Consider the following 14,594-nt stretch of genomic DNA (forward strand, 5'->3'; position numbering starts at 1 on the left):
CTTTTTTATCTTCTTTTTTATCTTCTTTTTTATCTTCTTTTTTATCTTCTTTTTTATCTTCTTTTTTATCTTCTTTTTTATCTTCTTTTTTATCTTCTTTTTTATCTTCTTTTTTATCTTCTTTTTTATCTTCTTTTTTATTAGTAAAAGCCGTAGTATTAGTTTCGTTTTTTACTAGCTCTTTTTTTATTTTTTGATCTTGTATAACTTTTAAAGCATTCTTTAAACGCGAAATTTCTTCTTCACTTACTCCGCTTTCTTTAAGCTCTTGCACATAAGCCTTATCATCAAAACCTAAAAAATTTGAACTAATGATTAATCTTTTTAAAATCTCATTTTTTTCTTCATTATTATCATTAATTACGCTTTGTATATATAATGATTTTAGTTGTTGATGTAATTGCAATTTTTCTTCTGCATTAGAGGTTAAAAAGTTTTGATCAAATTTTTTAACCTCTACATTAGCAAAAACACCAATATAAAATAATAAAAAAATAAAAAATATTCTAAGCATCTTCACCATAAACTAATTTTTTCATTAGTTCTTCTACGCTAATAAGTTTATCTAATCTATACCCATTAGCTCCTGTAAAAAATAAACCTGTTTCTTTTTTGCCACTCCAAGCATCGTATAATCTATCCGCTATACAATAACCTACTTTAGTAGCTTCCTTGCCTCTACCACATGGTGCAACGCAGTTGCTCACACAAGAAATTTTTGGCCCCATTCTTTTATCTACTAAATTTAAAAGATTAGTTCTTACTCCTCTTGCAGGATAACCAACCGGGGATTTTAAAAGCTCAATATCTTCTTTTTTACAATCAAGTAATACTTGTTTAAAATCATCACTCGCATCACACTCAAAAGTTCCTATAAAACGAGTTCCCATTTGAACGCCACTTGCTCCTAAAGACATCATCTTTTCTATATCTTGCTTATCCCAAATTCCACCTGCAGCAATCAGTGGTATGTCGCCCCAATTTTTAATTTCTTGCGCAACTTGTGGCACCACATTTTCTAATTGATATTCATCCATTAAACATTGCTCATAAGTAAAACCCTGATGTCCGCCGCTTTTTGGTCCTTCAACTATAACTGCATCAGGTAAGCGATTGTATCTACTTTGCCATCTTTTACAAATAATTTTTAAAGCCTTAGCTGATGATACAATAGGTACCAAAGCAACATCAGGATAATCTTGTGTAAATTCAGGTAAATTTGTAGGAAGTCCTGCTCCTGAAACTATCACATTAAAACCAACCTCACAAGCATTACGAGCAATTTGTGCATAATTATTACTTGCATATAAAATATTACAGCCCAAAGGTGCGTCTTTGCAAACCTTTCTAGCATTATCTATCAAAGCTTTTAAGCCTGCTTTTGAGTAAAAATTATCACTACCATAAGGTTTTGCATTAAGTTCTTTATCTATATGTGTTCTATTTTCATAATACCCAGTTCCCACTGAAGAAATAATCCCTAAACCACCATTTAAAGAAACTGCAGAAGCAAGCTTATCCCAACTTATACCAAGCCCCATTCCACCTTGAAAAATAGGATATTTTATCTCATGCTTTCCAATTTTTAAAGCTTTAAAACTCATTATATTACCTTTAATTTTGCAAATTTTCTTTTTCCAACTTGTATAATATATTCTCCACTTTCTAGTTGGTATTGTTCATTTTGAACTTTTTCTCCATTAATACTTACTGCATTAGAACTAATCAATCTTCTAGCAGCTGAAGTAGAGTTTTCCATTTTACATTCCACTATAGCTTTTGCAAGCCAAATACTACCTTCTAAGGTAAAACTTGGCATATCACTAGGAAGCTCTTTTGCACTATGAACTTTGTCAAATTCTTCCTTAGCTTTTAAAGCACATTCATTTGAGTGAAAACGAGCTGTTATTTCTAAAGCTAAATTTTCCTTAGCTTTTTTAGGATGTAATGAGCCTTTTTTAATATCATCTTTCATTTGTGAAATTTCATTTAAGCTTTTTTCACTTAAAAGCTCATAATATCTAAACATCAACTCATCACTTATACTCAAAACCTTAGCATACATATCTTTAGCATTTTCTGTTACACCGATATAATTTCCTAAGCTTTTACTCATTTTATTTACACCATCAAGACCTTCAAGCAATGGCATCATCATCACCGCTTGCTCTTTTTGGCAATTATATACTCTTTGAAGCTGTCTACCCATTAAAAGATTAAATTTTTGATCCGTTCCACCCATTTCTATATCACTTTTTAATGCAACGCTATCATAACCTTGTAAAAGTGGATATAAAAACTCACAAATTGATATAGGACTTTGCTCTTTAAAACGCTTAGTAAAATCATCTCTTTCAAGCATTCTAGCAACACTAAAAGTCGAAGTAAGTTCTACTATACCAGCAGCACCAAGCTCATTTAGCCATTTAGAATTAAAATGAATTTGAGTTTTACTTGGATCTAAAATCTTAAAAACTTGCTCTTCATAAGTTTTAGCATTTTTAAGCACTTCTTCTTTATCAAGTTTTTTTCTTGTTACACTTTTTCCTGTTGGATCGCCTATTTGAGCAGTAAAATCACCTATTAAAAATTGTACTATAGCTCCATGCTTTTGAAGTAAAGCCATCTTGCTTAAAACTACAGTATGACCCAAATGCAAATCAGCGGCCGTAGGATCAAAACCAGCTTTTACAAAAAAGTTTTCACCTTTTTCATAATAATTTTTTACCAAAGAAATCAATCTTTCCTCATCAATAATTTCTGCTATTCCTCTTTTAATTTCTTTAATAATTTCTTCAATATTCATTATAAAACCTTTTTTAGTGATTATTATATGCATCATTTAAAGATGTAAAATCTAAAATTTTATACCTAGCTTTTAATCTTTCTTTTGCATTTTCAACATCTATATTATTAGGTAATTCAACTTGCACTTCAAAATAATTTGCCACCACAGGCTCTGAATCGGCTGAATTAATACTTAAAACATTAATCTGCATTTTAGCCAAAGTAGTTAGAAAATCCGCTAAAGAGCCTTTTTTATTTTCTATAGAAACAATGATTTTGTAACTTTTTATCGAGCTATCATTCCAAGAAACAAAAACCATTTCTTTGTTATCTTCTATCATCTTCATTGCTTGTTCGCAAAGTTTATGGTGTATTGTAGCACTAGTTGAATGTCTAAAAGCGATGATTTCATCTCCTCTTTTAGGTCTACAACAATAATCAAAATTAATAGTAGTTATTTTATAATTAGAACCAATCACTATGCTTTCAAATTTTTGTTCATTTTGTTCAAATTTAGCTGCTTGATTTTGTCCTACATATTTTCTAAGAGCTATAATTACCTCTTTAAAATAATTAAAATCTAAAGCAATTTGTCTGAGCTTTTTATTAAATTTTTCTTTTTCAAGCCATTCTTCTATAAGTTTAGAATCTTTATTAAATGCTGTAGATAAAAGATTAATGGCAATTTTATTGTTTAATTCTTTTTTCTTTTGCTTACAAAAATCTCTTATACTAGCTCTAGCTTTTCCTGTTTTAACACTATCTATCCAAGAGCATCTAAAAAATTCTTCCTCCGAAGTTTCAATACTAACTATATCTCCATTTTTAAGTACAGTTAAAAGCGGGACTCTCATACGATTTACAAAGGCGGTTTTTGCATGAAGTCCTACTTTAGTATGAACCTCATATGCAAAATCCAAAGCCGTAGCTCCACGCGGTAAGGTAAAAATTTCACCTTTAGGAGAATATACTGCTATATCCTCAATATATAAACTATCCTTTGCATATTCATAAAGCTCAATAGCATCACAATCTTGTATATTATTTCCTTCTTCTTTACCATGCATAGAAATATCTTCAAGCCAATCTAAATTTGGTGTTGCAATATTTCCTTCTTTATATTTCCAATGTGCTGCAACGCCAAATTCAGCAGTTTTATGCATATCAAAGGTGCGAATTTGAGCCTCTATGATATTTTTTGCATCAAAAAGTGTTGTATGTAAGGTTTGATAACCATTTTGTTTTGGCAAGGCTATATAGTCTTTAAATCTTGAAATCAAAGGATTAAAATGCGTATGTAAAATTCCCAAAGCCAAATAACAATCATAAACTTTTTCAACCAAAATTCTTACACCCAAAAGGTCTAAAACTTCATCAAGCCCCACACCTTTTCTTTGCATCTTTAAATAAATAGAATAATTATGTTTAATTCTTTTATGTATAACAAAACTACCTTGTCTAAACCCATTTTCCAAAAATAACATTTCTATTTTTGAAATAAATTCATTAAATCCAAGTTGAATTTGTTGATCTTTTGCATTTATATAATTATCAATTTGTGCATATTCATCAGGAAGCAAAAATTTAAAACTTAAATCCTCAAGTAAATTCTTTATACTTGAAATTCCAAGTCTATGAGCTATAGGTGCATATACCACTAAGGTTTCTTCGCTAATTCTTTTTTGCTTATCTTCTCGTAAATAATTTAAAGTAAGCATATTGTGCAATCTATCACAAAGCTTTATTACAAGCACACTCACATCTTCAACACCCGCTAAAAGCATATTTCTAAAAGTCAGAGCAGATTTTGCAAGTTTCTCATTGGAATTAGAATGAGTAAGATGATCTTCTCTAATACTAACTATTTTAGTTAAACCTTGAACTAATTTTGTTACTTCTTCGCCAAAATTTGCATTTAACTCTTCTTCATTACAATTTGTATCTTCTAATACATCATGTAATAATGCGGCTATAATCATAGATTGTATAGGACTTAAAAAAGCTACAAAAGAAGCTACCAATATAGGATGAACCGCATAAGGTTCTCCACTCTTTCTAAATTGCCCTTCGTGTTTTTGGATACAAAACTCCACTGCTTTTTCCAAAACAGCAGATTGTGGAAAAACCATAAAAAGAATTTCTTTTGCTCTTTGTAAATCCTTGCAATTTTTTACATCATCAACAAGTTTATCTAGCAATAACTCATCATTTACCAGCTTCAATAAATCCCTCTAATACGATTTTATCTTCTGCTATTTCATATAAAGCAATATCAGTATATTTATATTTATTTTTATCTAAATTTACTAAAGGTTCTGCGCCATTTGCAAGCTCTTCAGCTCTTTTAGCTACTACAAGAGCTAATTTGTATCTATCATCTTTTAATTTTTTTAATGCCTTTGCAGCTATTTGTTCTACTCTCATTTTTTACCTTTAATCTTGATTTTTAACAATAGAGCATAAGCTCATATCGCCTTGGATAATTTTTAATAAATTTCCTTCTTTAAACATATTACATACCACAATAGGTAAAGCATTATCTTTAGCTAGGGCTATTGCCGTATCATCCATAACTTTTATATTATCATGTAAAGCTCTTTCATAGCTTAACTCATTAAGCATAATAGCATCATCAAATTTTTTAGGATCTTTGTTATAAATTCCATCTACCTTAGTTGCTTTAATGATCATATCTGCTTGAATTTCAACCGCTCTTAAAGTTGCAGCAGTATCTGTAGTAAAATAAGGATTGCCAGTACCACAAGCAAAAATAACTATGCGTCCTTTTTCTAAATGTCTATGTGCTCTTCTCATAATATATGTTTCGCAAAATGCTTCCATTTGGATAGCACTTTGAACCCTCACATCAAGTCCAGCACTTTCTAATGCTTCTTGCATAGCTATAGAATTAATTACAGTAGCAAGCATACCCATATGATCGCCACTTGTTCTTTTTATCAGTCCATCTCTTGCAGCAGATACCCCTCTAATGATATTACCACCACCTATTACAATACCTACTTCAACATTTTCATGAATCAAACTTTTTATTTCAGAAGCTATATATTTTAAAATAGAATTTTCTATACCAAATCCATTTTCTCCAGCCAAAGCTTCTCCAGAAAATTTAACCAATACTCTTTTTCTTTTATTGTTCATTAAATTTCTCCTTTGATTTAAAACTATATCAAAATTCGCATTAAAAAAAACTAATTTATTTAATCATTTCCAAAGGATTGATATGAAAATTCTTTTGGGTTACTTCAAAAGTTAAATCACTTTCAACCCTACCTATAATATAACCTTTCTTGATATTTCTACCTACTTTAACCCCAGGGGCAATTTTATCTAAATGCGCATAAATAGTATGTATACCATCTTTATTTTCAACAATCACAACTTGCTTTAAAGTTGGAGTTGCTTTTGCAAAAACTACTTTTCCATCTAAGACATTTCTTACCGCAGCATTAGCACTATCACTTTTTAAAACTACATTTTCATTATAGATCTTAATATTATAAATAGGATCTATATAATTTCCAAATTTTTGCTTTACTGTGTAAGATTCTAAAGGAGCTATTGTCTTAGGACCACTATAGCGCTTAACACTGCTTGTTTGATAGCTTGAACCCACTTGTTTTATGTTTGAATTTGACTTTTTATCATCCTTTTTTTGTGCTAATTTTTCTTCTTCTTTTTCTTTGATAATTTTTAATTTATTGAGTGTTTTTCTTAATTCTTGCTGTTGGGCTTGCAAACTAGAAAGTTTTCTAGTATAAATTTCTTTATCAGTTTTTTGTTTAGCTATTTCTTGCTCTTGTTTTTTTCTAAGATTTTTAAGCTCATCAATTTGATCTTTATAAACTTTTAAATTATTATTAATTGTAGTAATTTGTCTTTGCTTTTCTTCTATTTTTTTGCTCACATCTTCATAATCTTTTGAAATTTGATAAAATTCTTCTTTGAAAATTTTATCCAAAACCCCAACTAATTCCAAAGCAATAATACTATCTTCACTTTCAATATAATTTTTAGGGATTGCTAAATCATAAGCAAAATCTTTAGCAATTAAATCAATTATTTTTCCTTCGATCTTATTTTTATTTTGCAAAAGATCTTTATTTTGCGCATTAAGCTGTTCTAATGCTTTTATTTGAGTTTTCACAGATCCTTCAAGTTTAGAAGTTTTTGAAGTTAAGGTGCTAATTTCTGAAGCAATTTTTTTTAAATTTTTCTCATTATCTAAAATTTCACTAGCTAAATCTTCTAATTTTTTAGATAATTGCTTTACTATGCGTTCATTTTCTTTAATATCTTTTTGCTTTTGTGCAATTTCATTTGCAAATAAAACAGAAAAGGAAAATAAAAAAAGCAAAAAGCATTTTTTCATTTTCTAACCTTAAACATCACAAAATTCACACAAGCAAAACAAACACAAAGCATTGCTAAAAAAATCAAAAATAAATGCGTGAAAATACTTATTTTAGGTAAGCTAATGTCTACACTTTGTAAAGCTAGTTTAATGGATTCAAGATCATAAACTTGGGTAAAAAATAATACAAGCAATAAAAATGCTATAAAACAATCAATAAAAACTATCTTATAAAGCATAAAAGATCTAAACCAAAATGGGGCGCCAAGCAAGCACATGATTTCCACTCTTTGAGTATGCTCGAAAAGCCAAATTTTCATTTGTTTAAGTAATAATACAAAACTAAGCAATATTATAATAAACAAGAAAAACCATAATAAAAATTTCACTAAAACTAAAAGTTTATAAATTTTTGTATGCGTTTTTGCAAAAGTCTCCACTCTAGTAATGTTAGGATTTTTTAAAAGTTTATCTTTTAAAATGTTTAACTCATCTTCTGACAAAAGCTTATTAAGCTTCAAAGTATAAAATTTTGGCAATGTAGCCTTTAAAACCTCTATGTTTTTAGCTGATATATCATTTTTAAGTCTATCTATCATTTCATTTGGATTTAAAATTTCTAAAGACTGAAAATGACTTACTTGATCCTCTATGCTTTTTTTATCTAAGTGAGTTTTTCCTACTAAAATGATATTATAATCTTTATTTAAAAGTTTTTCATAATATTCAATAGTTTTATTTGTGATAATCAAAAACTCAAAAGCAAACATCATCACCATTAAAGCAAATATTAAAGAAAGATGATTTTTAAAAGATTTCATTCATTCTCCCATTTTCTATATTAAAACGACGATAATCAAGTCTTAAATTAGTAGGAATTCTATGTGTGACAACTACCACACAAGTTCCAAGTATTTCTCTAGCTGATTTTAATAAAGTCCATATAATATCTGAAGAATACTCATCTAAATTTCCCGTTGGCTCATCGCATAAGAGTAATTTTGGATTATGTGCTAGGGCTCTTGCCATAGCCACGCGTTGCTGCTCTCCACCTGAAAGTTGAGCTGGCTTTTTATCAGCTTTGAAAGTTAAATTTACATGCTTTAAAAGCTTTGCAGCTTGTTCTTTACATACATTTTTACTATAACCTTTAATCATCAAAGGTAACATTACATTTTTTTCTACACTAAATTCTTGAACCAAACGATAATCTTGAAAAATAATTCCTATTTTTTGCCTAAGCTGCAAAAGTTCAGCATTAGAAATATCCACTAAATCATTATTGCAAACCTTTAAATTTCCACTTATTGGCTCCAAATCCCCATAAAAAGATTTTAACAAAGTTGATTTTCCACTACCACTTTTTCCTGTGATAAAAACAAAATCATTATCTTTTAGCGAAAAACTAGCATTTTCTATAACAAGCTCATCATAACCAAGACAAAGCTTTTTGGCTTCTATCATCACTGCTTTTTCCTTATCATTTGTTTGATAATTATTTAAATCATTATTATTTAATATAAGAATACAATATTTCTCTTAATTTTTCTATAGCTTTTAAATTTTCTTTAGTTTTAAAAGGTTGCTCAAAGATAAATTCTATCTTTTGTAAGTTTAATACTATATAAACATGTTCAGGTTTATAAAAAGCACCAAAAGCTATTTTAATAACAAGTTCTTCATCTTTAATATACATTTTTTCAAAATGCAAGAAAAAATCTTCGCCTTTAAAAACTTCATTTTTAAAATTCTTTTTTATACAAGCTAATTCTTTTGTATTTAATTTTAAATCCTCAATAGCAAATTTTTGATTTTTATTCAAGCTTTTACTCTTGCTAAAACCACTAATGATTAAATCATATATATCTTTATTTTGTCTTTTCCAACGATCTTCATATTTACTTGAAATTTCTAAATTTTCATTTTTTTTGATTAAAGCTTTTAAATGTGAGAAAGTTAAAAAAGTCTCCAAAGTAAAATCAAAATACAAAAAACTATCCGTTCTAAGTTCAAATTGTCCATCTTCTTTTAAAACCCTAGCACATTCATTTGCAAAATTTAACCCCACTACTCTACGGTGAGGCTTTTTATCCCAAGGAACAGGAAAATGCAAAAAGATTTTATCCACAAGATTAGATTCAAGTACGCTTAATAATAATCTTGCATCAGTTTCTATTAATAAAACATTGTTTAAATTTTCACTTAAAGCAAGTTTAGCTACTTGTTCTAATGCGGGAGTGTAAATTTCTATACCAACTATCAGTACATTAGGATTTTGCCTAGCTTGATAAAGTAAATGTCTACCGCTTCCAAAACCTATTTCAATATAAATTTGTTTTTTATTTTTTATTTGTTCTAAAATTTCTTTTAAATCATTAGCAATTAAAGGTGTTTTTTGGATTAACCTTGTGTGTTTTAGCGCCACAGCTTCACAAACTACATCTTGAGTAAAATTTTCTTTAAATACAAGTAAAGCCTTTTGCAAATATCCAATTTGTGAAGGCTTAGTATGTTTTTCACCCTTTATAAGCCATTCTTGTTTTTTTTCATCTTTTTTAATTTGTAAAAAAAATTTTTCTTGATTTATACGCGTAAAAAGCAAATCAACATTTTCACCTTTGGCAAGCCATAAGAATTCAACTCCATCTTTTTCAAAAGGAAGTTGAATTTCTTTTAAAATTTTACACTTAAAATTTGGCATTATTTTACTGCTGTAAATTTATCAGAAGCTTTTGATTCTATGCCATTTGCATCAATTGCAATAACTTCATAACTATATACTTTTCCAGGAGCTGCAGTAATATCTTTTAATTGTTTAGATTTAATCTCTTTAAACACAGCATTACTTCCACCACCACTTCTTTTAACTATGTATTCTTTAGCTCTATCATCATTATCAATCCACTCTACTCTAATACCATCATCTTCAACAGCACACAAAACAATACTTGGCGCTAATGGTGCTCCTAGGGTAATACCTTCAACAGGCTCACTTGCTATAGGACTTTCTAGGCCATCTTTATCGACCATACTAACTTTATAATATCTTTTTTCAGCCACACCTTTAACCACATCTTCATAAGTATTTTCAGAAGTTTTAGCTACCACACTAAAAGGTAAAAAAGTAGTTGAACTTGAATAAATTTTATAATAAGCAAAATCAGCATAATCAATTTTATCCCAAGTTAAAATGATTTTTCTTGGTGCGTCTTTACTTGCTTGTAAATTACTTACCATAGGAGGAAGGGCTTTGGTAGTTGATTCTACTATTTTACTTGGAGTGCTTTTAATACCATCATAAGTTAAAGCTATGATTCTATATTGAAAACTTTCATCAGGTTTTAGCGAATCATCTATATATTCAGCACTTAAGCGATTTTTGATTCTAGCTAATTCTTTAAATTTCATATCTTTCATATTTGCACGCTCAATGATGTATGAATTTACTCTTACATCAGGATGTGGTCTCCAAACTATTTTTACACGATTTGGCAAACCAACAATAGCTTGCACAAAAGGCACTGGATCAATCACTCTATTTGTAAAAGCTTCTATACTTACACCATCTTGAGAAACTTGTCCAAGTTCATTAAAGGTTTTCATAGAATAATAATATCTTGTATTTGGTGCTAAATTTGTATCAGTATAGTGAGTTTGAAATTTATTTTTGATTTTTGCTATAAGCTCCATAGGTGCACCAGCTGCATTTGCTCTATAAATATAATAACCTGCTATATTTTGATCATACAAAGGTTCCCATTCAAACGCTATACTTGTAATATCACTTATACTTTTAATACTTGATATTTTTGGTAAAGTATCATTTACTTGAGCAATTTGCGGTGAACTTACGCTACAAGCACTAAAAGCTAAAGCAGAACTTAAGATAATCCAATGAAGTTTTTTCATCTATCTCTCCTTGTGTAAAATTTTCTTTTAAAATTTGATAAAAATCATCAAACATAGGAGCTTTTACAAACATCAACTCTTTAGTCCTAGGATGAATAAAATAAATCAAATACGCATGAAGCATTACTCTATTATACTTTATTTTTCCTTTATATCCGTATAATTCATCTCCTAAAATATAGCGATTAAAATCTGCTAAATGCACCCTGATTTGATGAGTTCTTCCTGTGTATAACTTAGCAGCTATCAAAGAGCAATTTTTAGCACTTAATAAATTTATAAAATCTGTTTTTGCATTTTTTGCTAAAGGATTTTTAGTATTTGTAGTAATTTTTTTAAGCCTATTGCTAGGACAACGCATAATAGCTTTTTCATTACTCATTTTATCATTTTTCAAAGGCAATTCACTCAAAGCAAGATAAAATCTACCCATACTTTTATCCAAAAGCTGATTTGCTAAAAATTGATGTGCTTGATTGTTTTTAGCTATGATGATAGCTCCACTTGTGCCCTTATCAAGTCTATGTACAAGCCCTGCTCTATGTTCTCCATTTAAATTTGACAAAGCATAGCCCTTATGCAAAAGCCAATCCACCAAAGTCGCTTCTTTAACACTACTTGCACCATGCACGACAACATTAGGAGCTTTGTTTAAAACTAAAACATCATCATCTTCATATAAAATTTCTACATCAAACTCAGGCGTGTAGCTTTCTTTGGCTTCTTTTACTAAAGGTAAAAAAATACTTATTTCATCTTTTTGTTTTATTTTTTTAGAACTTTTATTTTCTATTTTTTCATTAATATATATGCAGTTTTCTTTGATTAGTTTAGCAACTTGCGAACGACTTTGCTTAAGTATATCTGATAAAAAAACATCCAATCTTTCTTCACAAAGTGATGAAATTTTTAGCATATTATATTTCCTTGTGATAAAATTTGCAATTTTAGCATATAATTATGTAATATTTTATAAAAAAAGGGTAGCTTTGATAAAACTCGATAGAAGAATTTTAACACATTTTGACTTTGTACAACCTCTTTTAGTGTTACCTATCATAGCTATATCTTTTCTTTTAATTTATGAGGCAAATACGCGCTTAGCTGAAAAACAATTTATCTATACTTTAGTGGGTTTTGCAGGATTTGCGTTTTTTTTCTTTTTACCCTTAAGAAGACTAATGTGGCTTATACCTGTGTTATATTGGATTAATATAGCTTTACTTTTAAGTGTGGATATTTTTGGTGTTGAAAAACTTGGAGCTAGAAGATGGCTTGAAATACCTTTTACGCATTTTACCATACAACCTTCTGAAATTTTTAAGCCCTCTTTTATTTTAATGTTAGCTTATTTGATTTATCAAAATCCTCCACCGCCTAATGGCTATGGCTTAAAACAATTTTTAAAGCTAAGTTTTTATATTTTGCTTCCATTTTTACTTATAGCAGGAGAACCTGATTTAGGAACAGCTTTAGTGCTTTTAATAGTAGGCTTTGGAACGCTTTTTATCATAGGGGTAAATTATAAAATTTGGCTTAGTATTTTTTTAGCTATAGCCATAGCCTCACCTATTATTTATAGTGATTTTTTAAAGCCTTATCAAAAACAAAGAATTCATGATTTCTTAGCTGAGGAGCCAAGTTACCATGTAAAACAATCCATCATCGCTATAGGAAGCGGTGGTTTGAGCGGAAAAAAAGCAGATGAAGCTACACAAACACATTTTAAATTTTTACCTATTTCTACGAGTGATTTTATCTTTGCATATTTGTCTGAAAGATTTGGTTTTATCGGTGCAGTTGTAATCATACTACTTTACACCTTACTCATTTTTCATTTATTGAGTTTAAATTATAAGCTCAAAGATGATTATTTTACAAGAGTAGTGACAAATTGCATTGCTTTATTTATTTTCATATATGTAGCGGTAAATATATCAATGACCATAGGTTTTGCCCCTGTTGTTGGTATACCTATGCCATTTTTTAGCCATGGGGGGAGTTCTTTTGCTACCTTTATGATTTTCTTTGGAATTTTACAAAATTTAATAACCTTTAGATATTTAGCAATAGAAAAAGCAGTAAAAATAAAATTCTAAATTTAAATTAAGGAAATAAAGATATAATAACATTTTTATTTTAACTTCTGGCGGATTTATAGCTCAGTTGGTTAGAGCAACCGGCTCATAACCGGTTGGTCGCAGGTTCGAGTCCTGCTAAATCCACCATTTATTTTGCATTACAACTTGATTTTCAAAAAAACATTTTCCAATGATTTTTTAGTATTTTGATGATATTTTTGCAAATTTCTTTCTTTTTGCTTTCTTCTATTTGGAGTTTATCTAAAAAAGTTTCTTCAAGAGTGTTAATAAGTTGCATACATTCTTTTGCATTAAATCTTTCTACTTCGTTTAAAGGTGATAACGCTTTTAACAATAAATCTTTATATTCCATAAGAGTTTTAATATCTACCTCTGAAAGCTGGGCTAACAGAGATAGAAATTGTGCAAAATTATACAGTGGCATATATTTCTTTCTTTTTCCACAACATTATAAAATGTGCCTATATATCCGACTAATAAAATCTTTCATGATCTCCACCACCAAAAGTAACCGCTCGTGTTTCTGTGACATTTACACCTAAAGTATTAAATCTCATTGTAAAAGTAGGAGTATCGGTCAATGGTTTAGTGCACCATGTAGTTGATATTACAACTTTTGCTTCACCAGAATTATCAAATTCTTTATCCCATCTTTGTATAATTGGCACAGTTTGACCAAGGCCAACATCGAGTTTGGTTCCATCAAAATCAACTTTTTCTCCTGCAATTCCATCGGTTAATGTTAAAGTTGCACTGGTGTAGCATGAAGCAGGATCTTTCCAAGTATCATATATTGCATGAATGCGTTTTTGCACCTCAATACTTCCTACAATTGCTTCAGAATCAGCTCCATCCCATTCTTTATATTTCACTTTAAGACTAAAAATTCTACCGGTGTGTTCAGTAACTTTTCCAATAGGTTTAAAATTTAAATAAACTGAACCTTTATCATCAGTATGAAGCGTGCCTTTATTTACAAAATTAGTATAACCAAGATACTGATCTGGTTGAACATCTACACTAGAGTTTGGAATTAGTCCATATAGCTCTATAGTTGTTCCTGTATCAAATGGAATATTATTTACATTTATTCTTGGACGAATTGGACCATCAAATACAGCTGTTTCACTAGCTTTTTCACTTCCATCTTCATATTCAACGCTTACTGTTACCGGACGAGCAACAGGATTAATTGTTCTAAACTTAGTTAGTGCAACACCTTTACTATCAAAATATTTTGGAATTAGATCTTCTTTTGGAAGCACTCCATCGCCGACAATGCTCCATTTTATTTTTGCATAAGGAGTGCCTTTTGCCAATATACTGACAGCTTCAAGCAAATATGGATTTAGCCTTGTTTTACCAAGAGTTAATTGAATTGGAATCTTCTTATAATTTAATTCTTTACTTAAATTTTTACCCAT

The 14,594-nt window shown here is 29.5% G+C and carries 14 protein-coding genes, 1 tRNA gene and 1 pseudogene; 2 read left to right on the forward strand and 14 right to left on the reverse strand.

Features of this window, described 5'->3' with window-relative positions; all coding sequences use genetic code 11:
• From CAMP5063_RS07740 to CAMP5063_RS07795, 12 genes and pseudogenes are all read right to left on the reverse strand, one after another.
• A pseudogene (locus CAMP5063_RS07740) lies at positions 1 to 514 on the reverse strand (N-acetylmuramoyl-L-alanine amidase); the annotation flags it as partial.
• Positions 507 to 1,604, reverse strand: a complete 1,098-nt coding sequence (locus CAMP5063_RS07745) for a nitronate monooxygenase (protein ID WP_263659924.1) — start codon at positions 1,602 to 1,604, stop codon at positions 507 to 509. The pseudogene CAMP5063_RS07740 and the gene CAMP5063_RS07745, both read right to left, overlap by 8 nt.
• A complete protein-coding gene (tyrS, locus tag CAMP5063_RS07750; protein ID WP_337195114.1) occupies positions 1,604 to 2,806 on the reverse strand; it encodes a tyrosine--tRNA ligase in 1,203 nt (400 codons plus the stop codon). Before tyrS ends, CAMP5063_RS07745 begins: the two co-directional genes overlap by 1 nt.
• A 13-nt stretch (positions 2,807 to 2,819) precedes the next feature.
• On the reverse strand, positions 2,820 to 5,009 hold the full coding sequence (locus CAMP5063_RS07755) for a RelA/SpoT family protein (protein WP_133319249.1): 2,190 nt from the start codon (positions 5,007 to 5,009) through the stop codon (positions 2,820 to 2,822).
• Positions 4,993 to 5,211 carry a DNA-directed RNA polymerase subunit omega gene (locus CAMP5063_RS07760; protein WP_133319250.1) on the reverse strand — a complete coding sequence of 73 codons (219 nt, stop codon included), beginning with the start codon at positions 5,209 to 5,211 and terminating at the stop codon, positions 4,993 to 4,995. Before CAMP5063_RS07760 ends, CAMP5063_RS07755 begins: the two co-directional genes overlap by 17 nt.
• A gap of 9 nt (positions 5,212 to 5,220) precedes the next feature.
• On the reverse strand, positions 5,221 to 5,946 hold the full coding sequence (pyrH, locus tag CAMP5063_RS07765; RefSeq protein ID WP_133319251.1) for a UMP kinase: 726 nt from the start codon (positions 5,944 to 5,946) through the stop codon (positions 5,221 to 5,223).
• A 55-nt stretch (positions 5,947 to 6,001) separates the two neighbouring features.
• Positions 6,002 to 7,177 carry a murein hydrolase activator EnvC family protein gene (locus tag CAMP5063_RS07770; protein ID WP_337195115.1) on the reverse strand — a complete coding sequence of 392 codons (1,176 nt, stop codon included), beginning with the start codon at positions 7,175 to 7,177 and terminating at the stop codon, positions 6,002 to 6,004.
• Positions 7,174 to 7,980, reverse strand: a complete 807-nt coding sequence (locus tag CAMP5063_RS07775) for an ABC transporter permease (RefSeq protein WP_133319253.1) — start codon at positions 7,978 to 7,980, stop codon at positions 7,174 to 7,176. Before CAMP5063_RS07775 ends, CAMP5063_RS07770 begins: the two co-directional genes overlap by 4 nt.
• Positions 7,967 to 8,623 (reverse strand): cell division ATP-binding protein FtsE, encoded by a 657-nt coding sequence (locus tag CAMP5063_RS07780; protein ID WP_039625813.1) that lies wholly within the window; start codon positions 8,621 to 8,623, stop codon positions 7,967 to 7,969. Before CAMP5063_RS07780 ends, CAMP5063_RS07775 begins: the two co-directional genes overlap by 14 nt.
• Positions 8,624 to 8,669: 46 nt before the next feature.
• On the reverse strand, positions 8,670 to 9,860 hold the full coding sequence (gene trmB, locus CAMP5063_RS07785) for a tRNA (guanosine(46)-N7)-methyltransferase TrmB (protein WP_263737736.1): 1,191 nt from the start codon (positions 9,858 to 9,860) through the stop codon (positions 8,670 to 8,672).
• The gene (locus CAMP5063_RS07790) at positions 9,860 to 11,068 is read right to left on the reverse strand and encodes a ferrous iron transporter A (protein WP_220566341.1); all 1,209 of its coding nucleotides are present in this window, start codon (positions 11,066 to 11,068) and stop codon (positions 9,860 to 9,862) included. Before CAMP5063_RS07790 ends, trmB begins: the two co-directional genes overlap by 1 nt.
• Positions 11,022 to 11,984: an RluA family pseudouridine synthase gene (locus tag CAMP5063_RS07795; RefSeq protein WP_263737737.1), complete on the reverse strand. Its 963-nt coding sequence runs from the start codon at positions 11,982 to 11,984 to the stop codon at positions 11,022 to 11,024. The genes CAMP5063_RS07790 and CAMP5063_RS07795 overlap by 47 nt, the downstream gene beginning before the upstream one ends.
• A gap of 73 nt (positions 11,985 to 12,057) precedes the next feature.
• On the opposite strand from CAMP5063_RS07795, the gene CAMP5063_RS07800 reads away from it, so the two are divergent.
• Together CAMP5063_RS07800 and CAMP5063_RS07805 are read left to right on the forward strand one after the other, a co-directional pair.
• The gene (locus CAMP5063_RS07800; protein WP_087700555.1) at positions 12,058 to 13,167 is read left to right on the forward strand and encodes an FtsW/RodA/SpoVE family cell cycle protein; all 1,110 of its coding nucleotides are present in this window, start codon (positions 12,058 to 12,060) and stop codon (positions 13,165 to 13,167) included.
• Between the two features lie 52 nt (positions 13,168 to 13,219).
• Positions 13,220 to 13,296: transfer RNA gene (locus tag CAMP5063_RS07805), tRNA-Ile, on the forward strand.
• A gap of 25 nt (positions 13,297 to 13,321) precedes the next feature.
• On the opposite strand, the gene CAMP5063_RS07810 is transcribed toward CAMP5063_RS07805, so the two are convergent.
• Complete coding sequence (locus tag CAMP5063_RS07810; protein WP_337195116.1) at positions 13,322 to 13,522, reverse strand: hypothetical protein; 201 nt, start codon at positions 13,520 to 13,522, stop codon at positions 13,322 to 13,324.
• Positions 13,523 to 13,643: 121 nt separating this feature from the next.
• Positions 13,644 to 14,510, reverse strand: a complete 867-nt coding sequence (locus CAMP5063_RS07815; protein WP_337195117.1) for a hypothetical protein — start codon at positions 14,508 to 14,510, stop codon at positions 13,644 to 13,646.
• Positions 14,511 to 14,594: the final 84 nt, after the last annotated feature.

Source organism: Campylobacter sp. RM5063 (genome assembly GCF_024723655.1).
Lineage (GTDB): Bacteria > Campylobacterota > Campylobacteria > Campylobacterales > Campylobacteraceae > Campylobacter_D > Campylobacter_D lari_D.